This window comes from Bacillus sp. UNCCL81 (genome assembly GCF_900112535.1).
GTDB classification, from domain to species: domain Bacteria; phylum Bacillota; class Bacilli; order Bacillales; family Bacillaceae_G; genus Gottfriedia; species Gottfriedia luciferensis_B.
This window is the reverse complement of sequence record NZ_FOMF01000006.1, coordinates 343,863-363,753: the sequence shown is the minus strand read 5'-3', so window position 1 is coordinate 363,753 and position 19,891 is coordinate 343,863. Positions and strand designations below refer to the sequence as shown.

Annotated in this window: 25 protein-coding genes and 1 pseudogene; 8 read left to right on the top strand and 18 right to left on the bottom strand. The window is 32.3% G+C overall.

What is annotated here, in order from left to right; all coding sequences use genetic code 11:
* Positions 1 to 3: 3 nt before the first annotated feature.
* Complete coding sequence (locus BM319_RS15605) at positions 4 to 1,875, top strand: transglycosylase domain-containing protein (protein WP_091023551.1); 1,872 nt, start codon at positions 4 to 6, stop codon at positions 1,873 to 1,875.
* A gap of 51 nt (positions 1,876 to 1,926) precedes the next feature.
* Here BM319_RS15605 and BM319_RS15600 read toward each other — a convergent pair whose 3' ends face one another.
* The 8 genes from BM319_RS15600 to BM319_RS15570 form a co-directional block, all read right to left on the bottom strand.
* Positions 1,927 to 2,484 (bottom strand): DUF5366 family protein, encoded by a 558-nt coding sequence (locus BM319_RS15600; protein ID WP_069034805.1) that lies wholly within the window; start codon positions 2,482 to 2,484, stop codon positions 1,927 to 1,929.
* Between the two features lie 279 nt (positions 2,485 to 2,763).
* Positions 2,764 to 3,150, bottom strand: coding sequence for a PaaI family thioesterase (locus BM319_RS15595; protein ID WP_025671788.1), 387 nt, complete (start codon positions 3,148 to 3,150; stop codon positions 2,764 to 2,766).
* 212 nt (positions 3,151 to 3,362) lie between these two features.
* Positions 3,363 to 3,485 carry a hypothetical protein gene (locus BM319_RS25125; protein WP_286143792.1) on the bottom strand — a complete coding sequence of 41 codons (123 nt, stop codon included), beginning with the start codon at positions 3,483 to 3,485 and terminating at the stop codon, positions 3,363 to 3,365.
* A gap of 20 nt (positions 3,486 to 3,505) precedes the next feature.
* The gene (locus BM319_RS15590; protein WP_091023549.1) at positions 3,506 to 3,823 is read right to left on the bottom strand and encodes an SRPBCC family protein; all 318 of its coding nucleotides are present in this window, start codon (positions 3,821 to 3,823) and stop codon (positions 3,506 to 3,508) included.
* A gap of 3 nt (positions 3,824 to 3,826) precedes the next feature.
* On the bottom strand, positions 3,827 to 4,474 hold the full coding sequence (locus BM319_RS15585; RefSeq protein WP_069034807.1) for a 3D domain-containing protein: 648 nt from the start codon (positions 4,472 to 4,474) through the stop codon (positions 3,827 to 3,829).
* 90 nt (positions 4,475 to 4,564) lie between these two features.
* A complete protein-coding gene (locus BM319_RS15580) occupies positions 4,565 to 4,882 on the bottom strand; it encodes a YuiB family protein (protein ID WP_056469021.1) in 318 nt (105 codons plus the stop codon).
* 94 nt (positions 4,883 to 4,976) lie between these two features.
* Entirely contained in the window at positions 4,977 to 5,456 is a 480-nt protein-coding gene (locus BM319_RS15575) for an NUDIX domain-containing protein (RefSeq protein WP_091023547.1), read from the bottom strand.
* A 179-nt stretch (positions 5,457 to 5,635) separates the two neighbouring features.
* A complete protein-coding gene (locus BM319_RS15570; protein ID WP_139226537.1) occupies positions 5,636 to 6,853 on the bottom strand; it encodes an NAD(P)/FAD-dependent oxidoreductase in 1,218 nt (405 codons plus the stop codon).
* Between the two features lie 393 nt (positions 6,854 to 7,246).
* On the opposite strand from BM319_RS15570, the pseudogene BM319_RS15565 reads away from it, so the two are divergent.
* A pseudogene (locus BM319_RS15565) lies at positions 7,247 to 7,411 on the top strand (ferredoxin--NADP(+) reductase); the annotation flags it as partial.
* Between the two features lie 379 nt (positions 7,412 to 7,790).
* Here BM319_RS15565 and BM319_RS15560 read toward each other — a convergent pair.
* The 3 genes from BM319_RS15560 to BM319_RS15550 all read right to left on the bottom strand — a co-directional run bounded on the left by BM319_RS15560 (position 7,791) and on the right by BM319_RS15550 (position 9,584).
* Positions 7,791 to 8,147: a HesB/IscA family protein gene (locus BM319_RS15560; RefSeq protein ID WP_091023543.1), complete on the bottom strand. Its 357-nt coding sequence runs from the start codon at positions 8,145 to 8,147 to the stop codon at positions 7,791 to 7,793.
* Positions 8,148 to 9,014 (bottom strand): diaminopimelate epimerase, encoded by an 867-nt coding sequence (gene dapF, locus BM319_RS15555; RefSeq protein ID WP_091023541.1) that lies wholly within the window; start codon positions 9,012 to 9,014, stop codon positions 8,148 to 8,150.
* Between the two features lie 333 nt (positions 9,015 to 9,347).
* Positions 9,348 to 9,584 (bottom strand): YuzB family protein, encoded by a 237-nt coding sequence (locus BM319_RS15550; RefSeq protein WP_056468696.1) that lies wholly within the window; start codon positions 9,582 to 9,584, stop codon positions 9,348 to 9,350.
* Between the two features lie 196 nt (positions 9,585 to 9,780).
* Here BM319_RS15550 and BM319_RS15545 point away from each other — a divergent pair, with 196 nt between their 5' ends.
* Positions 9,781 to 10,848, top strand: a complete 1,068-nt coding sequence (locus tag BM319_RS15545) for an NAD(P)/FAD-dependent oxidoreductase (protein WP_069034814.1) — start codon at positions 9,781 to 9,783, stop codon at positions 10,846 to 10,848.
* A gap of 71 nt (positions 10,849 to 10,919) precedes the next feature.
* On the opposite strand, the gene BM319_RS15540 is transcribed toward BM319_RS15545, so the two are convergent.
* The 3 genes from BM319_RS15540 to BM319_RS15530 form a co-directional block, all read right to left on the bottom strand.
* Positions 10,920 to 11,885 (bottom strand): SPFH domain-containing protein, encoded by a 966-nt coding sequence (locus BM319_RS15540; RefSeq protein ID WP_217648350.1) that lies wholly within the window; start codon positions 11,883 to 11,885, stop codon positions 10,920 to 10,922.
* A gap of 15 nt (positions 11,886 to 11,900) precedes the next feature.
* Entirely contained in the window at positions 11,901 to 12,320 is a 420-nt protein-coding gene (locus BM319_RS15535) for an NfeD family protein (RefSeq protein ID WP_091023539.1), read from the bottom strand.
* 769 nt (positions 12,321 to 13,089) lie between these two features.
* A complete protein-coding gene (locus BM319_RS15530) occupies positions 13,090 to 13,392 on the bottom strand; it encodes a YuzD family protein (RefSeq protein WP_069034816.1) in 303 nt (100 codons plus the stop codon).
* 122 nt (positions 13,393 to 13,514) lie between these two features.
* On the opposite strand from BM319_RS15530, the gene BM319_RS15525 reads away from it, so the two are divergent.
* Positions 13,515 to 13,742, top strand: coding sequence for a NifU family protein (locus BM319_RS15525; protein ID WP_025671774.1), 228 nt, complete (start codon positions 13,515 to 13,517; stop codon positions 13,740 to 13,742).
* A 41-nt stretch (positions 13,743 to 13,783) separates the two neighbouring features.
* Here the strand turns inward: BM319_RS15525 and yutH are convergent, their stop codons facing one another.
* Entirely contained in the window at positions 13,784 to 14,782 is a 999-nt protein-coding gene (gene yutH / locus BM319_RS15520; RefSeq protein WP_069034993.1) for a spore coat putative kinase YutH, read from the bottom strand.
* Between the two features lie 499 nt (positions 14,783 to 15,281).
* On the opposite strand from yutH, the gene BM319_RS15515 reads away from it, so the two are divergent.
* Positions 15,282 to 15,803, top strand: a complete 522-nt coding sequence (locus tag BM319_RS15515) for a phosphatidylglycerophosphatase A family protein (RefSeq protein ID WP_069034818.1) — start codon at positions 15,282 to 15,284, stop codon at positions 15,801 to 15,803.
* A 115-nt stretch (positions 15,804 to 15,918) separates the two neighbouring features.
* On the opposite strand, the gene nucF is transcribed toward BM319_RS15515, so the two are convergent.
* A complete protein-coding gene (gene nucF, locus BM319_RS15510; RefSeq protein ID WP_069034819.1) occupies positions 15,919 to 16,689 on the bottom strand; it encodes a 5' nucleotidase NucF in 771 nt (256 codons plus the stop codon).
* A gap of 78 nt (positions 16,690 to 16,767) precedes the next feature.
* Positions 16,768 to 17,217: a DUF86 domain-containing protein gene (locus tag BM319_RS15505; protein ID WP_069034820.1), complete on the bottom strand. Its 450-nt coding sequence runs from the start codon at positions 17,215 to 17,217 to the stop codon at positions 16,768 to 16,770.
* A 149-nt stretch (positions 17,218 to 17,366) separates the two neighbouring features.
* Here BM319_RS15505 and glpX point away from each other — a divergent pair, with 149 nt between their 5' ends.
* Both glpX and BM319_RS15495 read left to right on the top strand, forming a co-directional pair.
* Positions 17,367 to 18,335 (top strand): class II fructose-bisphosphatase, encoded by a 969-nt coding sequence (gene glpX / locus BM319_RS15500; protein ID WP_091023537.1) that lies wholly within the window; start codon positions 17,367 to 17,369, stop codon positions 18,333 to 18,335.
* 14 nt (positions 18,336 to 18,349) lie between these two features.
* Positions 18,350 to 18,619 (top strand): DUF3055 domain-containing protein, encoded by a 270-nt coding sequence (locus tag BM319_RS15495; RefSeq protein ID WP_025672291.1) that lies wholly within the window; start codon positions 18,350 to 18,352, stop codon positions 18,617 to 18,619.
* 271 nt (positions 18,620 to 18,890) lie between these two features.
* On the opposite strand, the gene BM319_RS15490 is transcribed toward BM319_RS15495, so the two are convergent.
* On the bottom strand, positions 18,891 to 19,166 hold the full coding sequence (locus BM319_RS15490) for a YutD family protein (protein WP_056468720.1): 276 nt from the start codon (positions 19,164 to 19,166) through the stop codon (positions 18,891 to 18,893).
* Between the two features lie 91 nt (positions 19,167 to 19,257).
* On the opposite strand from BM319_RS15490, the gene BM319_RS15485 reads away from it, so the two are divergent.
* The gene (locus BM319_RS15485) at positions 19,258 to 19,869 is read left to right on the top strand and encodes a YhcN/YlaJ family sporulation lipoprotein (protein WP_091023535.1); all 612 of its coding nucleotides are present in this window, start codon (positions 19,258 to 19,260) and stop codon (positions 19,867 to 19,869) included.
* Positions 19,870 to 19,891: the final 22 nt, after the last annotated feature.

Below are 19,891 nucleotides of genomic sequence, written 5' to 3'. Positions count from 1 at the left end.
ATTATGAAAAAAATTATTGGATTTATTATTATTATAATAAGCTTTCTTGTCTTTTATTTCACATCTCAGCAAGCTATGATGGCATATGAGACCTCAAAACATATTCCCAAAAAGAAGGTAGAAGAACTGCCTGTTGTTTCTTTATCACAGAACAGTGTTTTTTATGATCGAAATAATAATCCTTTTTATATTCCTGCTTCTGGTGATAATAGAATTAATTTAAAAAGCGGTGATATTCCGCAACTAGTAAAAGATATCTTTATTTCTACCGAAGATCGATATTTTTATTCACATAAAGGTATTGATTTATTTGGAGTTGCTAGGGCATTTATGGTGAATGTTTCGAATAGTGGAATAGAACAGGGAGCTAGTACGATTACACAGCAACTTGCAAGAAACTTATATTTAACTCAAGCACGTACAGTCGAACGTAAAATTAAAGAGATTCAAATCTCTTTGCAACTTGAAAGGCAATATTCTAAAGATGAAATTTTAGAAATGTACATTAATACAATTTATTTTGCCAATCGAAACTATGGAATTGAAGCTGCAAGTAAAGCATATTTTAGCAAATCGGTAAAAGATTTGAGTATTGCTCAAACAGCTTTCGTTTGTACAATTCCAAATAACCCAACTTTATATGATCCTTTGAAAAACTTTAATAATGCTAAAAAGCGTCAAGAAAGAATTTTAGGTATACTTAGAGATCAGGGAAAAATCACTGAACAACAGTACACTGCTGCTATGAAAGAAAAAATTACGCTTAAGAAAGATAGTAAAACACAGGAATATCCTGATTACTATTCTTACGTAGATTCTGAGCTAAAGAGTATTTTAGCTGGTAAAAAAGGCAAATTTAATACTAGTAAGCTATCAGCAGCACAACAAACTGAATTAAAAAAATTAAAAACTGTTCCAGAGAGAGCATTATATTTACAAAATCAAGGCTTAAAAGTCTATACAAGCTTAAATCCATCAGTACAACAAGCGACAGTTAACGCAGTTAATCGAGGAACAATTTCAACAAATACACAAGGCGCTGCAGTTGTAGTAAGAAATGATACACATGAAATTATTGCAATTTCTGGTGGAAGAAACTATGAACCTCACAATCTAAATCGAGCATTCCAATCATATAGACAGCCAGGTTCAACAATTAAACCATTACTAGTTTATGCGCCATATATCGAAACCTTTGGTGCTACACCAGATACAAAAGTAAACGCAGATAACTACTGTAAAGGCACGTACTGTCCTAAAAATGATAGTAAAAAAGAATACGGGGATGTAACTATACGTACTGCAATGCAAAACTCATTTAATACGGCTGCAGTTCGATTATATGAGCAACTTACACCACGTATAGGTTATTCATACTTAGATAAGTTTGGGTTTAGAACGATTACAAATGAAGACCGTGTAGAGCTAGGTCGTGCTCTTGGTGGCTTCAATGTCGGTATGTCACCATTAGAAATGACAGATGCATACTCTACATTTGGAAACAATGGAGTATTCTATGAAAATACCGCTATTAAAAAAATCACGTTAAGAGATGGTACCGTATTATACGATAATGAACCTAAAGCAATTCGTGTTTACAATCCATCAACGAACGAAACTATGAGAAGCATGTTAAACTCTGTCGTAAAAGATGGTACTGCTAAACATATCTATATGCCGTTAAACTATATTGGCGGTAAAACAGGTACAACTAACGATAATACGAATCTATGGTTCATGGGATTAACTTCAAACTATACAATTGGTACGTGGATTGGTAATGATAAACAAAGAATTCCAATTCCTAAAAACTATTCTTATCCACCTACTCAACGCATATGGCAAAACATCGTTGTGAATGGCCATTTATATTAATCTATAAACAAAAAAGTAGCACTTTTGAGATACTCAAAAGTGCTACTTTTTTTAAAATGGCATTGAAGTTTTAAATTTAGCTAGAACTGTAAAAGCGCCATATACTACTCCGCTTCCTACTAATCCCCAAATGATTAATTGGATCATTATAAAACCAATGACCCCTACAATTGTATAGTTAGATCTTTGCTTAATTAAAAATAAAATAAAAAATGCAATTACTGATACTATTAAAATAATAGCAATATACACTAAAGATTTATTTAAAAAGATAGCAATTAATCCACCAATTAAAAAGACAAAAGAATATTTCTTAGTTGCTAATAAGTCTATTCCTTCATTGTCCTTTGAGAAAAGTAGTAGCGCAAATTGCCAGATCATATCAGAAATTAATTTGAATCCACTCAAAACTAAATAGAAAAGAAATGCTATACCTAGAAATGTAAGGATTCTAATTTCCTTCTCTGGAAGTAGATCTGTAAGTGGTTGTAGAATACCAGATACTGATAAAAAGTTTATAGTCATTTGAAAGAAGTTTAATGTAATGGCGACCGTAAACATGATAATTGATAAAAGTGCATTAAAGCCTGTGTAATATATATTTTTCATCGAATGTCTCCTTTCTTCTCTATCTCAAGAAATTAAATCCTTAAATAGAGGATGTCTCACTTATCTTCGAAATTTTATATACACAACTTAATTATTTTACCATAAGTTTAAGATAAAATTGATGAGTTTCTATTTTTTCTTTTTAGAAATAATCATTTTAAATTACATTTTAATATTTAAGAAACCTGACTGACCAATTTACCAAGTGTCATTAGTTTGATATCCTCGATCATAAAAAAAAACTGCTAAATTACATTTGTAATTTAGCAGCTCTTTATGTTAATTTCGTTTATCTTTAATCGCGACTGTACATCTTGAGATACAAACTAACTGCTCATCCTCGGAGTAAATTTTTATATCCCAAACCATTGTCGTTTTACCTGTATGTACTGCAGTTCCGATTGCTGTTACGACACCGTCACGAACAGAACGTAAATGATTTGCGTTTATTTCAAGGCCAAAAGCAAGTTGATTCTCTTGATCAATCATCGAAAACGTTCCTACACTCGCAACTGTTTCAGCTAAAGCAACTGAAGCACCACCATGTAAATAACCAAACGGTTGATGTACTTTTTCCGTTACCTCCATTTTCATCACTACTTTGCCTTCCTCAACAGACTCTATCGTCATGCCTAATGCATGCATTAAGGTCATTTTCTCTTCCATAACGCCTCCACCTCTCCATTAAAGCTTACTCACTTTAAACAACTCTGTTTCGTCTTTCTTGTTTGAACAAAAAATTATGTTTAACAATTTCTATTTTATTATAAAATTTTACTTATTTTAAATTCGAGATAATGAAAAGATTTTCCTTTTATTCAAAATAAATTTCCTTTTAACGTTGTAAACCCCTTGCTATAAATGCAAGGGGCATGTTTTTATAGTACACCATCAAATCGCTTTTCTGCATATTCTTTTAAACTACTCATTTGTTTTACTACAATTCGTTTTGTGAACCAACTGAATATGAAGCCCGTCATTTTAGCTACTACTGAAGACATTTCCAAGCTACATTCATAATCTAACCGGGTTTGATTTGATCCAACAGAAAAAAAGCGATAGACTGCATCGCAGTAAAATTAGTATGCTTTAATCGAATACCTAATTCTTTTGGCGGGCTATAAGAAATGATTTCGCCATCATATTCTCGAATTTCCCCATCTTCTTTTAACTTTTGCTTAAACTTATGACCAACTGGTTTTTCTCTGTTAAAATTTTCGTCATACTTATTCTCTATAAAACCATCCATCCACTTTTTTATATGCTCATCTGAATCAACAACTTCAAAAACAGCTTCAATTGGTGCATTAATGGTTAAGCTATAATTTATTTTTTCCATAATCTATTCTCCAATTTGATTCTTTGATTGCTGTCTAAATACTTGTAACGAGTTTTGTTCATTCAATTCTTTAAGATCTGATTCTGTAAATCTTCCTGACCCTTGCTTTATAATATAAACAGCCAATTTCTTCTTTCCCCAATGCTCAAATACATCTCCAACAGTTTGAAAATATAAATCCAAATGATTTCCTTTTACTGCTGCACCTTTATCAGCTACCACTCCATATCCATACCCGGGAATAAATAATACCGTTCCTATCGGAAATACGTTTAAGTCGGCTGCAATGGTTGAAAATAAATCCCTCTTTACTTCCACACCTGAATAAGTAATGCCATAAGAATGGTCTTTAGGACTTTTCCCTGTCGATTCTCTCCCGGCTGTATAACCAGTTGCTGTAACTGTTACTTTTTTATAATTATTCCAATTCGTATTATGTTCGATGTTTTTTGCCATCGTAATCATTATGCTCTCATTTGTGATCGTTTTATTTTCTTCAGCAAATACTTTATTTATTGCAATTGAATCACTAAACCAGCCTTTTATCGTAGCCACTTGAATATTTGCAAGGATTTTTAAAGAAGAAAACAAAGCAATAATGAATAAAATAGATAAAATAACACGTCTAAATAATTTTTTATTTATACCCAATGAATCATTTCACTCCTTTTCATCTTTTCATCTTTCCCTAAAACAAAAAAAATATAAAAAAAACTTTCTCATACTTGAGAAAGTTAGAAGTTAGAACATTTGATATCCATTTTTTCTTAATGAAAGGATTACTACTCCTGACATAATTGCCCCTACTAAACCAGCTGTTAAAATAACAATATCACCAGTTCCTACTGCCATTAAGTTTGTTTTTAATGTCTCAAAAGCTACAGTAGTATTAGTAAAATATTTTACCGTACTAATCTTGTCCACAATCATAACGATTAATAGTGGATAGATTACTACCATAAACCAAGTAGTTCGAAAAAGCATATTTGCAAGGAAACCGATTCCAAAAGCTAATACGAAAAATAACAAAATTGAAATAAGTAAAACTGGAATACTCATCACCATATAAAAAACACCCCACATTTTTTCTATATACAGTGTAAAACCTTCTTGTCCTATCGTCAATTTTAAAAAAATTCAAATTATTGAAAAATCATTTAATAAAATGATAGGTTGTATATTGGAATTGAACTCCTGGGTTTAAACCTTTAACCACATTCATTGGTTTATTCGGAGGATTTTCAATTAAGTATTTGATTAATAATGAAGATGTAGGATCCTTAAGTAACTCTTCTTCAGAAATAAAACGTGCATCTGATAACTCTTCTTCTTGAATCGATATTACTGTATCATCTGCCTGTAATAAGAAAATTAACATATTATCACTAATTTCTTCCCGAATAACGCCAGTCCTAACACCTATTAAACCAATTAAAGTTGCATTTACGCCTGTTTCCTCTTTAATCTCTCTTAAAACTGCTTGGTCAACTGTTTCATCTTGTTTTACAAAACCTGCTGGTAAAGACCATAAACCTTTTAAGCCACTATATTTTTTCTTTACAACTAACCATCTTCCGTTAGAGTCTTTCACTAAACCAGCTACCCCTAGCCATACATTGCTTCTTTTACTCATCTAATATGACCACCTTTACGATAAAGAAAACTCGTCTATTGGCGAGCTTTTAGGCGAAGATAGAGGTGTAGTTACACTTATACTTAATTCCTAAAATGGGTAACTACATCTAGAATTCTTCACCGCTGCTAATTTAAAATTTACAAAGAAAAAGCTCGACTTAAGTCGAGCTAATATGCTTATAGTAAGTTTAATTTACCTTTTTTAAGAACTAACATTGGTCCACCAAGTACGAATAAATAACGGTTATCAATTACTTTTTTCATAAATGAAGCTTTCCAACCAGTTAATTTCTTACCGTAAACTACGCCAATTGCATCATCATGTCCTAATGAACATACTGTACCTTTAATGTCTGGTGTGAATTCTTCTAATTCACCTTTTCCACGAACTAGTACTGCTAAGTTGTGTGCAACATTAAATCCTTGTTGAATTGCAATTTGTGCTGTTGGTGGGTATGGACGGTTACTTGCTTCGTCAATTAATAAAGCAGAGTCACCAACGATAAATACATCGTCATTTCCAGGAACACGCATATCTTTTGTAACTTTTACACGTCCACGCATCGCTTCAAAACCAGATTCCTCTACTAATGCATTTCCACGTACACCTGCAGCCCAAACAACTGTTGCAGAGTTGATTTTCTCTTCTACATCACCTTTAGCAACGATGATTCCATCTTCAGTACATTCTTTAATAGCTGTACCAATTTTGAATTCTACGCCTTTTTTCTCTAATTGAGAAACCGCATAGTCAACTAATTCAGGATCAAAACCTGGTAATACCATTGGTGCAGCCTCTACGCAAATAATACGAACTAAATCACGATCGATATCATACTCTTTGCATAATTCTGGAACACGGTTTGCAAGTTCACCAACAAATTCAATACCAGTAAATCCAGCACCACCAACGATAATCGTTAATAACTCATCGCGCTTTTCAACTGGAGTGTTGTAGTATTTAGAGAAGCTGTAATCAATATGCTCACGAATTTGACGAGCAGCATTGATGTTAGCAATTGAAAATGCATGTTCTTTTAATCCTTTAATTCCGAAAGTTTCTGACTCAAAACCAAGTCCAACTACTAAATAATCATAGTCTAATTCGCCGTTAGAAAGAAATACTTTCTTCTCTTCAGGTTTGATTTGAGTAACAGTATCTTGAATAAAGTTAATTTTATCTTGATTAATCACGTCTTTAATATCAAGTCGTGTACGGTCATGGTGTAATGTACCTGCTGCATTTTCATGTAACCATGTTGCTTGGTAGTGGTAGCTGTTTTTATTTACTAATGTAATGTCCGCTTCATTTGCAGATAATGTTTTTTGAAGTCGAGTTGCAGTAATAATTCCACCGTACCCAGCTCCAAGGATTACAATCTTAGGCTTATTCATGATATACATACCATCCTTTTAAATTATATTAATTAACTACAATTTGCCGTAATATCTCTAAATTTATAACTAAGCTCAATAGTGAGCAATCTAATTCATTATAAAATCAGTACATAAGTGAGCAAACGATTAAATAGGGATATTTGTCTAAATATTTCGTAATAATTGTCACAAAATGTTAACAATTAGCCTATAACAATATTAAAGTTTTTTGTGTAAGATTTCAAGCATAAATCTAATCGGTAGAATTCTCGAAATATTAAGTGAAATTGGTTATTTTTTGATTCACACCTCATATTTTAGAAAAATTTCTACAATGTTTTAACTGCCATATTTTAATTTTATCGGCATAAAATATGATATTATTCTATTATAGATGCCATGCATTTATACATGAGGGGGCTATTCCTTATGAAAGACGAAAAAGTGTATGATATTACAATTATTGGTGGAGGACCAATTGGTTTATTCACTTCCTTTTATGGTGGAATGCGACAAGCAAGTGTAAAAATCATTGAAAGCTTACCACAGCTTGTTGATCAATTATCTGCACTTTGGAATGCACCATTTCCTGCAGTGATGATAATAGCTTTTGTATAATGTTCAAAACCATCATTACAAACTAAATGGAATACTCCAATTCTTTTTTAATATTATTTGTGATGTATTGAACAATGTACAGCATAATTCGTGAACCATTTCACAACCAACTTCTTAAAAAACCAATTGAAATTTTTATCTACACTATATAATAGTACACAACTTCAAAAAAGATTCAATAATTTACCCTGAATTTGTAAAAATATTAACAATTAAGAATTTTGCCTAGTTTGTATAATAGAAAAAATAGGATACAAAAGTATCCTATTCATGTGTAGACAAAGTACTAAAAAATGGATTTTCAGACTGATTGCAAGCGTTTGGCTGGCAGTCTGAATTAGCACTCTTCAGGTGTACCTGCATTCGTAGCTGTTCTAAAACTAGAACCACATCCACATGATGCGATTGCATTTGGATTATCGATTGTAAATCCTCCGCCTAGTAATGACTCTTTGAAATCAATTACAACTCCTTTTAAAATAGGAGCACTTTCATTATCAACTAAAAATTTAATGCCATGATATTCTAATTCTGTGTCATCATCATCATTTTTTTGTGGATCGAAACCAAGTCCATATGAAAGTCCAGAGCAACCTCCACCCTTTACTCCTAAGCGAACAAAAGTGTTTTGATCTTCTTCGTTTTCGATCATTTCTTTAATTTTTAAACCTGCTTGTTCAGTAACTGTAATCATTTATTTCACTCCTCTTTGAGTATAGTATATGCCTTCTGTTATTGTAACTGCTGGGCCTTTCATCCATACATCCCCATCAGTAGACCAAGTAATTTGTAAATCTCCACCTTGCAGGTGAACAGTTATCGGTTCATCTCGTTTATATTTACCTTCTTGTATCATAGCGACTGCTGCAGCACAAGCTCCTGTTCCACATGCTTGCGTTATACCAGAACCTCGCTCCCATACAACGAAATTTATCTCATTATGCGGCAAACATTCGATAAATTCAACATTTACGCTTTCCGGAAATAAATCATGCTTTTCAACAATTGGACCTAAAGTTGTTAATGGTGCCGTTTTTATATCACTTACTTCAAAAACAGCATGTGGATTTCCCATCGAAACTGCTGAAAATTCATAGCTTTTCTCTTCAAATAAAATTCTATCCTTAGCATATTCCTGATCATTACCAATCATTGGGATTTGTGATCTTCGGAATATTGGTTTCCCCATATTTACTGTTACTTGATTAACAATATTGTTTTCAACATGTACTGTTGCTTCAACAATTGTACTGATCGTTTCAATCTTAAATGAAGTATTATTTGCAATTCCATGTTCATATGAATATTTAGCTACACATCTTAGACCATTACCACAATTTTTAGCTTCTGACCCATCATTATTAAATACTCGCATTTTTACATCAGCAACTTCTGATGGACAGATTAATATCATTCCATCACTACCAATTCCTGTATTAATATTTGAAACTTCAACTGCAAGTTTAGAAAGCTCTTCTTCTCTTAAATTTTCTTCAAACATATTTACATAAATATAGTTATTTCCTAATCCATGCATTTTTGTATAACGAAAAGAATTCATTTTCATGACTCCTTACTTTTTTTATTAATACAAGTATAAAATTTAAATGAATTGAGCACAATAAGAACATCCCCCGTTTCTCGATATAGAAACATTTTAAGAGCTTTCACTTAAGTGAATGCTCATTTTTTTTGCATTAACTTTGCGAAAGATTAAAAATAGTGTACGTAATAAAAATAATATTGGTTAATGTAATTTAACGAAAGAATAGTATTATTGAAATGTTTAAAAGGGTATGATTGAGGGATGTAAAACGGATTTTGAGGAAGACTAAAATATTGTTGAAATAGCTCGAAAAATAGAAAAAGCACTGTTAATTATTAACAGTGCTTCTTATATTAACATATTTTCCTCTAAGAAAATATAAATATTATCTACTAGCTCGGTTGCCGTTTCTCCAGTAACTACTTCCCCTTCAACTAGTGCAAAAAGTGATAGACTACATTTTCCACAATATCCAAGGCAGCCATATTCTAGTATGTCTAGATTTGGATCACGTTCAAGCTGTTCTAAAGCTTTTTGTGCACCGTCTGCTAGGTTTTTTATACAAAATTCGACTAATGGTCTCACTATTTTTCACTCCTTGCTCCTCATAAAGTTACTCTTTTTTTTTTAAAACGTCAATCCTTTTGAGAATAAATGGAATGAGCTTTATTTTACTGAGTTAGGCGTTGTTATTTTAACATAAAATATATATAATATAATTGTCGAAAAATAGAAAAATTTTTTCATTCAACGCTAATAAAACAAAAGGGGAACATCAACTATGAAAAACCTCGTATTACTAGGTGCCGGATATGGAAATATTCGTGCTTTGTCACGTCTATTAACATCTGATTTACCTGAGGATGTTCATATCACATTGATTGATCGAAATTCTTTTCATTGCTTTAAAACTGAGTATTATGCATTAGTTGCAGGTACAGTTCCAGAGCAACACATTAGAATACCATTACCAACTCATGAGAAATTAAAGGTTGTTTATGGAGATATTACCACAATTGATACGGCAAACAAGAAAGTAGAATTAAGCAATGGAAAATCAGTTTCTTATGATGATTTAATTATCGGTTTAGGTTGTGAGGATAAATACCATAATGTACCTGGTGCACCGGAACATACTTATAGTATTCAAACAATTGAAAAAACAAGAAACGCTTATGAAAATGTAAACAGTCTACCTCCTAATTCAGTAATCGGTGTTGTAGGTGCTGGTTTAAGTGGTGTAGAAGTAGCTAGTGAGTTAAGAGAAAGTAGAAGCGATTTACAAATTTTACTATTTGATCGTGGAAGCCGAATTTTATCAATGTTTCCAGAAAAACTTAGTTATTATGTACAAAACTGGTTTATTGAGCACGATGTAAAAATTGTTAGCAATTCAAACATTACAAAAGTTGAGAAAAATACTTTATTTAACCATGATGATGAAATTCATTGTGACGCTGTAATATGGACAGCGGGAATTCAACCAGTTGAAGTTGTCCGCAATTTAGACGTGGAAAAAGACAATACAGGAAGAATCGTTGTAACGAAATATCATCACATGCCAAACGATGAGCATGTTTATGTAGTGGGAGATTGTGCATCATTACCATATGCACCTTCTGCACAGCTAGCAGAAGCTCAAGCAGAACAAATCGTTATGGTTTTACAAAAAAAATGGAAAGGTGAAGACCTTCCAGAAGTAATGCCTAAAATAAAATTAAAAGGTATTATGGGCTCACTAGGTAAAAAACATGGTTTTGGACTATTCAATGAGCGCCCACTACTCGGACGTGTTCCAAGATTAATTAAGTCTGGAATCTTATGGATGTATAAATACCACAATGGTTGATTAACAAAACATCTTTTTAGTTATATTAATATGCTAAAAAGCCCCTTACATAATTGCTAAGGGGCTTTTTTTTATTCTGTTTTGTCAGATTTAATAACTTCTTTTACACTTTCAACCATCCCTAAAAGCTTTGTAGCGTCTGTCGGAATAACAAGTTTTGATGCATGACCGTATGCTACTTTTTCTAAAGCTTCCATTGAACGCAATTGAACCATTTCTTTAGTTGGCTCTGCATTTCTCCAAACATCTAATACAAGTTGTTCCCCTCTAGCTTTCGCTTCAGCAAGTTTAATGATTGCTTCCGCTTCCCCTTCTGCGCGTAAAACTTGAGAATCTTTATCTCCACGAGCTTTTTCAACTTGGCTTAAACGTTCCCCTTCTGCTTCAAGAATTTTTGATTGCTTTTCTCCTTCTGCTTTCAGGATTTTTGATTCTTTTTCACCTTGTGCATTTAATACTTTTTCACGACGTGTACGTTCTGCTTGCATTTGTCTCTCCATCGCATTTTGTATATCAATTGGTGGAATAATATTTCGGATTTCTACACGATTAACCTTCATTCCCCATTTATCAGTTGCTTGGTCAAGAATTGCACGGAGTTTATTATTAACTGTATCACGACTTGTTAAAGTTTCATCTAAATCTAATTCCCCTATTAAGTTACGTAAAGTAGTAGCAGTCAAATTGGAAATCGCAGACAATGGATTAGCAATTTCGTATTCATGACGCACAACATCAGTTACTTGATAAAAGACAACTGAGTCTACTTGGATACTAACATTATCTTTTGTAATCATCGATTGTGGTGGAAAATCTACCACAGTCTCACGCAATGTTTTTTTACTAGCTACACGTTCAACAAATGGTATTACAACGTGAATTCCACTCTCTAATTTACGATGGAATTTCCCTAATCGTTCTACTAGATATACTTCAGATTGTCTAACAATGCGAATACTTGATAATAAAAGTAACACAACAAATAAAACAATAATACCAATAATAATCGGACCAACCATAGAACCTACATCAGACATAGCACTTCTCCTCAATTAGTTATTTTTCACGTATAAAGTTGCACCTTCTATATTTGTTACAATTACCTTTTCATTTAAAATTAATGGTTCAGTAGAACGGATTGTCCATTCGTCACCATAAACTTTAGTTGTACCTACTGTATCATCATTTATTTCAACAGAAGCTACAACGACCTCTTTACCAACTAAAGCATATACTCCATTTTCTATCGTTTTATGCTGGTGGATTTTTTTTGCAAATTTCTTTGTACTAAGCCACAAAATTAATGCACTAATAACAAAAACGATAAAAGTAAAAGTATTTGATCCTGTAAAATAATTTACAACTGAAGCTAGAATACTCGCAATACCAATCCATAAGAATACAAAGGTTAACGAAAACATTTCGATAATAATTAATAAAACGCCAATTACAAATAAACTAATCGCAACCATTCCACCCCTCCTCCCAATCCTATATATATGCCAAAAATTGTAATTTATTTGTCTTTACACTTCTATTCTATCATGTAAATCTTCTGCATTTTACATAAAATAATGAATTTTATTAAAACATTTTAATCTTTTTGGAAAAGAGTCAATTACAATAAGAAGCCAATAAAAAGCAAATTTATAATCAATAACCCCCCTTACATTTTTGTAAGGGGGGTTATTGTTGTTGAAAAACAACCTTGTCAATTAAATTACCAAATTTTCGTAAAAGGAGTAGAGTGATGTTGATTTCCACTACAGTATACTCGCTTTCCATGGGGCGAGATTCTTTAGCCTCCTCGGCAAGCCTACGGGGTCTCAGCCTTCCCACTTATCCTATAGGAGTCGAGCACCCCTCCGCTCCAATCAACTTATTCAACGAAAAAAGTCTGCAATAAATTCTAATCAGATTGCCTTTACTAAAGTAACCCAGCTATTTTATATTAATCAGCTTGTAGGTCAATAAATATCGAACATTAATTAAACTAAACAACTGAATTTATTTTAAAAAATTAGTCCAAAGTATTTTTAACTTCTGAAAAAAATCATTACTAGTGATTATTGGAATCATGAAATTACTCAACCATATTAACATTTAAAACCTTAATAGATCATCTCAAAAATGATAATTTCATCATTAAATAAATGTTCATTTAATGTCCGTTTCCCTATTGACCATTTATATTTCAACACTTTTAAAACCCCTTACATTTTTGTAAAGGGTTTTAATTCATTATAGTTCAATAGCGTTATAAACATCTTTTAATTTTGGATTACCTTCACCAACAACAGTTCCATTTACTAATACTACCGGATAGAAAAATTCATCATTTCTAACTCGTTCAGCGAAATCTTCTTTTTCATTATTCTCTACATTAAATATATCAATGTATTGAAAATCAAAGGCTAAGTCAGGATATTTTCTTTGAAGTGCAGCTTGAAGCCATTCAAAAGTTTCAATTGATGATGGCATTCCTACACAACTTGCACATATTACTTCAGCTCCAAAAACTTCCACTAAAATTTTATTACTCATTTTCTCCTCCTAGCATACAATAAAGGTGTGTCCAAAAATAATTTCAAACACACAAAGTACTCTGTAATAGATTTTTTCCTCTTAACTGATTATAATAAAATTAGTGAAAGGAGTCGATATGAATGGACATGAAAGAACAAGTACAAGAAGTTTTAGATAAATTAAGACCGTTTTTACTACGTGATGGTGGAGACGTTGATTTAGTTGATATTGAGGATGGTATTGTTAAACTTCGCCTTTTAGGTGCATGTGGTAGCTGCCCAAGTTCAACTATTACATTAAAAGCTGGTATTGAGCGAGCTTTATTAGAAGAAGTACCTGGTGTAATTGAGGTAGAGCAAGTATTCTAATATATTTTCAATACTAAAAGAGAGGGTTTAAACCCTCTCTTTTATTTTAGCCATTTAATTTCACGAATCCCTAACTTAGCAGTTGGTAGTCCGATCAAATCATAAAATCCACCTAAAAAAGCTTCAAACTCACTAGTATTTTCAAGATAATTAACTAATTTACGCTCATACCTTTTCCGATCCGCATCACTCCTTGCCAAATAATATCCTTCAATTGTTTCAAAATAGTGTACGGGAAAAAGAAGCCTTGCAAATAATAAACGCCACGCAAAAGTAGATAATGGACTTTTCTTTTCATAACCATAAAAAAATGAAAGGATTTTCTTTTGATAATTATCAGGATTCTCTAAATATTCATCCCTAACCCATTCAGCAAGATCTCTGCTTGGATGATCGTAAATCCATTCAATCGGTACTTTTGCAAAATGAATTTCTTTCTGTCTTCGTTCAGTCATTTTTTGATGACAGATTGTTGCTGCATCAATAACTTGAGGAGTATCATCTAGTTCAGTATCTACAACATATTGAATCGCATTTTCAGTCATTCCGAGATAATAAGGAAAAGATTCAATAAATATTTGTTCGAAAAAATTTTCGGGGTGACTATTCACTTTACTTTGCCAAAATCGTTCTAATTGCTCTAAACGTTTTTCCCATAAATTCTTCCATTTCCCGATTCTATTTAATCTTTTCAATTCATCTGAATATTTTTTTCCTCTTAAATGAAAAATCGCAAGTTCTTCACCGTTATTATTACTGCGTTCATTTTGTCTGTTACTTTTAAATAGAGAATAATTATTTCCATCAATCTTACTCACATAATACCCTTGAACATTTTGAACAAAGGTTGCGACCGATTGATCTCCGGTTGAGCTCATAAAATCACTTAAACTCTTCATTTCCTGCAAATCATCTTCTTTTAAATTTCCAATGGGTGCAAGAAAATACACCCTATTCCGCTGCCAAAACATGTAATATGACTGTACTTGAAGTAATTCAGCTGGTTGAATTTGATAATGAGTAAACATGTCTTGAATGATGTTTTGGTTGCGAATAAACATCATCACTCACATCCTTCTTATACCTACTTAATTAATATATATGTCACAAATCTAAAAACCTGTACCCTACTTTTTCACTTTCTATCTAAAACCCGAATGGCCATACACAAAAAGGGAGAGAATGACGTAGTATATATGAAATGTGGAAGCGAGTTGGTCAGCCCCGACAAGCATAAGACAAAGGCCATGAAAGGTCGCTTTTTATGCTTTTTTTTACTTGGGCAGGCTAATCACCAAAAAATATGTAGGAAAGTGGTTCAACAGATAAGGCATAAGTAATAAATTATATGTCTTAAACAATTTTTTACTATGTTTTAACTTTTTTTATAAAGGGGAATTTTGTTCGATATCGAATCATATATAATTAATCCTCTTATTTCTTTAAAAAAATTTAGTAAAAGTTTTAATTATTTTATGAAATCTCCATTTTAGTTATTTTTATAGTAATTAAATCAATCAATAAGGAAAAGGTGATGAAATGGAATATTTAAATCACGATTTAGAAAAGACTGCATTATCGTTATTAGAAAAAAGAGGTGTTACGCTCGATGACATTGCTGATTTAGTTTATTTTTTACAAAGTAAGTACCATGAAAATTTATCTAAAGATGAGTGTAAACACAATGTTGAGAGAGTCTTGACAAAACGTGAGATACAAAATGCCATCATTACTGGTATTGAATTAGATATTTTGGCAGAGCAAGATAAACTACAAGAGCCATTGTTGGCTATTATCAAAAAAGATGAAGGCCTTTATGGAATTGATGAAATAATTGCCTTATCGATCGTAAATGTATATGGTTCAATTGGATTCACGAATTACGGTTACATCGATAAATTAAAACCTGGAATTTTAGAAAGATTAAACGATAAATCTACAGGCTTAGTAAATACATTTTTAGATGATATTGTCGGAGCGATTGCAGCTGCTGCATCTAGCCGACTTGCTCATCGTGCTGCACATAAAAAGGCAGATCAGATTAAAGCTGAAAATGAATAAAAAAGAGTGGTCTCATAAGTCAATCTATATTTGAGACCACTCTTTCATATTGAAATAATACAAAAACCCCACAAGTAAATTAATTACTAGTGGGGTTTTTAAGTTAATTGATTTCTTAAATATATTTAATCCACTCTTCTAATGAGTCAACTGAATAAGTTGGCTGAGTTTCATAATTTGACAACATATCCCTTGTCGTTACACCAGTATGAACAATTAATGTGTCAACACCAGTATTAATCCCAGCCATAATGTCTGTATCATAATAATCACCAATCATTAATGTATCCTCTTTTGCAACACCGAGAACTTTTAATGCTTGTTCCATAATAATTGATTCAGGTTTTCCAATAAAAATTGGTTTTACTGTAGTAGATACAGTAATAACAGATGTTAATGAACCATTGCCAGGTAATAAACCTCTTTCAGTTGGTATCGCTATGTCACCATTAGTAGAAATAAATGTTGCGCCGTTTCTTACAGCTATACAAGCCTTTGCTAATTTCTCATAATTAATACTACGATCTAAGCCACTAATGACAAAATCCGGATTTTCATCTGTGATTGTTAAACCAACTTCCTCTAGGGCATATTGTAAGCCCTCTTCACCTATCATATAAACAGTAGCATCTGCCTTTTGTTCTTTTATGTAGTTTGCTGTGGCATTACTTGTTGTAAAGACCTGTTCTTTTGTAGTTGGAATATTAAAGGAATTAAGTTTATCAGCAACTTGTTCTGGTTTACGTGTAGAATTATTCGTTACAAAAAGATATGGAATATTTTTCTCCTTTAAAGCCTTTATAAAAAGACTTGCTTCCTCTATTTGCTCCTCACCGCGATACATAGTTCCATCTAAATCAATTAAGTATCCTTTATATTGTTTCATATTGCCACTCCTTACTAGTCAGGCTGTTCACTCAGTAATACAAGAAAACAGCGTTATTTTTACATAGAAAAACTAAAATTATTTTTCCTCATCACTACTAAAAGCATTTATTACTCCTAGCTCTTTATCAAGAAAAGCTTGAACCGAAACCGGGAATTCCTTATATGCTTCTATATTTTCGCTTAATGTCGTCACTATTTTTTCTGTAATTGAAGATGTGTAATCTTGTAATAAATGTTTTCGAATTGGAATTAATTTTTTTATGGATTCTCCAATTGATGCAGTAATAACTTTTTCATCCATTAGTATATCAACAATGTCATCATAACTTCCTGGGTCCCTCATTATAAAGCCATCAATCATTGTATTTCCAATATCTAACATACTATCAATCAAAAGATGTGTCATTCTTTCCAAAGCTAATTCTTCTATTTTATTTTTTGGATGGCTGTTTGACGCATATACCTCAAGCATTGAATTTAAAATTTCAATTCGATCTAATATGTTTTGACGATTTACAAAGTACATATGTACACTTCCTTCTCAATTCTATCTTCTACATTTTATGGACTTATATTTATTTTATAGCTAAATTCGAAAAAAATCGACAAATGAAAGCGTTTCTTACCGATTTTTGTTATATTATATAGGTGAATATTTTTCTGGGGGTTGGACTATTGGATCGTGAATTAGCACTTGAGATTGTAAGAGTTACTGAAGCAGCTGCCCTTGCCTCTGCTCATTGGATGGGTCGCGGTAAGAAAAATGAAGCTGATGACGCTGCTACTTCTGCAATGCGTTCGATGTTTGATTCAGTAAATATGGCAGGTACTGTAGTAATTGGTGAAGGTGAACTCGATGAAGCACCAATGCTATATATAGGTGAGAAATTAGGAACTGGTAATGGACCAGAAGTAGACATTGCAGTTGATCCTCTTGAAGGAACAAATATCCTTGCAAAAGGTCATGCAAATGCTATGGCAGTAATCGCAATTTCTGATAAAGGCAACTTATTACATGCACCTGACATGTATATGGAAAAAATAGCTGTAGGACCTCGTGCTGCTGGTAAAATATCATTAGATGATCCGATTGAAAAAACGATAGATATTATTGCTGAAGCAAACAATAAACGTGTACATGATTTAACGGTAATTGTCCAAGAACGTCCTCGTCATGAGGAAATCATTGAACGAATTCGTGAAAAAGGTGCTCGTGTTAAATTATTTGGTGATGGAGATGTTGGCGCTGTTATAGCTACAGCATTACCTCATACCGGAATCGATCTCTTTGTAGGTACTGGTGGCGCACCAGAAGGTGTTATAGCCGCTGCAGCGATAAAAGCCCTTGGCGGCGACATGCAAGCTCGATTGGTACCAATGAATAAAGAAGAAGAATTACGTTGTATGGATATGGGTCTTAATAATCCAAGACAATTATTAACATTAAATGATTTAGTAAAAGGTGACGATGCAATTTTTGCTGCTACAGGCGTTACTTCAGGTGAATTACTTGAAGGAGTTACTTTCTTAGGTGGAGACTTAGTCGAAACTCATTCAATTGTAATGAGAAGTAAAACGAAAACTGTGCGACATATTAAAGCACATCACCATTTAGGATCCAAGCCAAATATTATTTTAGTATAATGGAGGAATAAAAAATGTCAGAACGTTTTTTCTTATATGATGACACTATTCAAGCAAAGACTCGTTTTGTAAGCTTTATGGGAGAAGAGCAAAGACATGATCTTGCTTTAGTATATTCTGATCGTCATTATGGCAAAGTTATGATTATGGATATGCAAAGTAATCGATTTGCAATTATCGGTTCAGATGATTTAAAAGAAGAAGGTTACTTAGAATTTGCTTTCGGAATTTCTGAAGAAAAGGCAGCTGAATTATTAGATTTTCTAAGTGAAATTATATTCTAATTTTTCGATCCTGTGGATAAATAAATTATTTTTACTAAATAATCTGAAAAAAAGTGGATAACTAAAAAGTTGTCCACTTTTTTTGTGATTAAGTCTTCACTTATTCACACTTTTGTTGAAAGATTCAAACTTATCCACAAGGTTTTTATTCTTTCAAAAAATCAAAAAATACTTTATCCACAAATTTTTTATGTTCTAGATTAAACAACTTTCTTTAAAATACTGTGCTCCCTTTAAATAAACAAAAAAAAAATGAGGTTTCCCCCATCTTTTAATTTTTTACTTTCTTAACTACAAAATATTTACATCCAAAATTACAATACTCATAAATATACTCACGTAATGTACTTATTTTTGAATCATATGGAACATTTTTTTGAGAATCGTCAAAAAATCCTCTAAGTCTAAGTTGCTCATAGCCCCAATCCCCAACAATGTAATCATACTTTGAAAGGATCTCTGCATATCTCGCTTTAAAGGCTTCTTCATTGAATCCTTCACGGTAATCTTCAACTACTTCATAGCAAATATTTTGTATGCAAACCAATTTGTATTCTCCTTCCTTTTACTCCCATAAATATGTAACAAATATTTTGGCATACTAATTTTACATTGATGATTAAAAGGTGGTATTTAATATGCGTAAATATTTAGTTTGTTTATTAACCTTATTTATATTAACAGGATGTTCATTCGGTCCAAGTCATTCGAGACAGTTCGATTATGAGGACGTAACATATAAAAATGAACATCGAACAAATCCAACACCTAAACAATTAAATACAAAGCCGATGGATTTAGGCGATGTAAATGCTAAAATGTCAAATAACTCTTACAAAGATTATGGCTTTTCTAGACTACAAAAGCAAGATGTTTTAGGTAAAGATGGCGATTATACATTAACGATTGATAAACAAGAAGTGTCAAAATTCATTTCTTATTTAGTTGTTAAGCTTCCTGATATAGACGATGCTGCTACACTAGTTACAGATCAAGAGGTATTGATTGCTTATCGATCAGATGGAGATAAATCATTAGCTAGAAAACAGGTTGAAAAAACTGCTCAATCTGCACTTCCTAGTTACTATCATATCTTTACTTCAAATTCGATACAAAATATTAATAATATTGAGGACCTAAATAAATATGGTCAGCTTAATGATGGACAATTAGAGCAACAAATTAAAGATTTAGCTGCAGGTTTTGATGTAGATAAGCAAAGCATGCATTTCGATCAGATTTCAAAATAATTATCAAAATAAAAGCACTAGC

Excerpts from the sequence above, each read along its gene's own strand:
- BM319_RS15525 (WP_025671774.1), top strand. The coding sequence starts at position 13,515 with ATGGACATGAAAGAACAAGTACAAGAAGTTTTAGATAAATTAAGACCG.
- BM319_RS15605 (WP_091023551.1), top strand. The coding sequence starts at position 4 with ATGAAAAAAATTATTGGATTTATTATTATTATAATAAGCTTTCTTGTC.
- BM319_RS15515 (WP_069034818.1), top strand. The coding sequence starts at position 15,282 with ATGGAATATTTAAATCACGATTTAGAAAAGACTGCATTATCGTTATTA.
- BM319_RS15600 (WP_069034805.1), bottom strand. The coding sequence starts at position 2,484 with ATGAAAAATATATATTACACAGGCTTTAATGCACTTTTATCAATTATC.
- BM319_RS15590 (WP_091023549.1), bottom strand. The coding sequence starts at position 3,823 with ATGGAAAAAATAAATTATAGCTTAACCATTAATGCACCAATTGAAGCT.
- dapF (WP_091023541.1), bottom strand. The coding sequence starts at position 9,014 with ATGAATTCTTTTCGTTATACAAAAATGCATGGATTAGGAAATAACTAT.
- BM319_RS15495 (WP_025672291.1), top strand. The coding sequence starts at position 18,350 with ATGTCAGAACGTTTTTTCTTATATGATGACACTATTCAAGCAAAGACT.
- BM319_RS15560 (WP_091023543.1), bottom strand. The coding sequence starts at position 8,147 with ATGATTACAGTTACTGAACAAGCAGGTTTAAAAATTAAAGAAATGATC.
- BM319_RS15540 (WP_217648350.1), bottom strand. The coding sequence starts at position 11,885 with ATGTCTGATGTAGGTTCTATGGTTGGTCCGATTATTATTGGTATTATT.
- BM319_RS15485 (WP_091023535.1), top strand. The coding sequence starts at position 19,258 with ATGCGTAAATATTTAGTTTGTTTATTAACCTTATTTATATTAACAGGA.
- BM319_RS15580 (WP_056469021.1), bottom strand. The coding sequence starts at position 4,882 with ATGAGTATTCCAGTTTTACTTATTTCAATTTTGTTATTTTTCGTATTA.
- nucF (WP_069034819.1), bottom strand. The coding sequence starts at position 16,689 with ATGAAACAATATAAAGGATACTTAATTGATTTAGATGGAACTATGTAT.
- BM319_RS15545 (WP_069034814.1), top strand. The coding sequence starts at position 9,781 with ATGAAAAACCTCGTATTACTAGGTGCCGGATATGGAAATATTCGTGCT.
- BM319_RS15535 (WP_091023539.1), bottom strand. The coding sequence starts at position 12,320 with ATGGTTGCGATTAGTTTATTTGTAATTGGCGTTTTATTAATTATTATC.
- BM319_RS15530 (WP_069034816.1), bottom strand. The coding sequence starts at position 13,392 with ATGAGTAATAAAATTTTAGTGGAAGTTTTTGGAGCTGAAGTAATATGT.
- BM319_RS15595 (WP_025671788.1), bottom strand. The coding sequence starts at position 3,150 with ATGGAAGAGAAAATGACCTTAATGCATGCATTAGGCATGACGATAGAG.
- BM319_RS15505 (WP_069034820.1), bottom strand. The coding sequence starts at position 17,217 with ATGTACTTTGTAAATCGTCAAAACATATTAGATCGAATTGAAATTTTA.
- BM319_RS25125 (WP_286143792.1), bottom strand. The coding sequence starts at position 3,485 with ATGTCTTCAGTAGTAGCTAAAATGACGGGCTTCATATTCAGTTGGTTC.
- BM319_RS15570 (WP_139226537.1), bottom strand. The coding sequence starts at position 6,853 with ATGAATAAGCCTAAGATTGTAATCCTTGGAGCTGGGTACGGTGGAATT.
- BM319_RS15575 (WP_091023547.1), bottom strand. The coding sequence starts at position 5,456 with ATGAGTAAAAGAAGCAATGTATGGCTAGGGGTAGCTGGTTTAGTGAAA.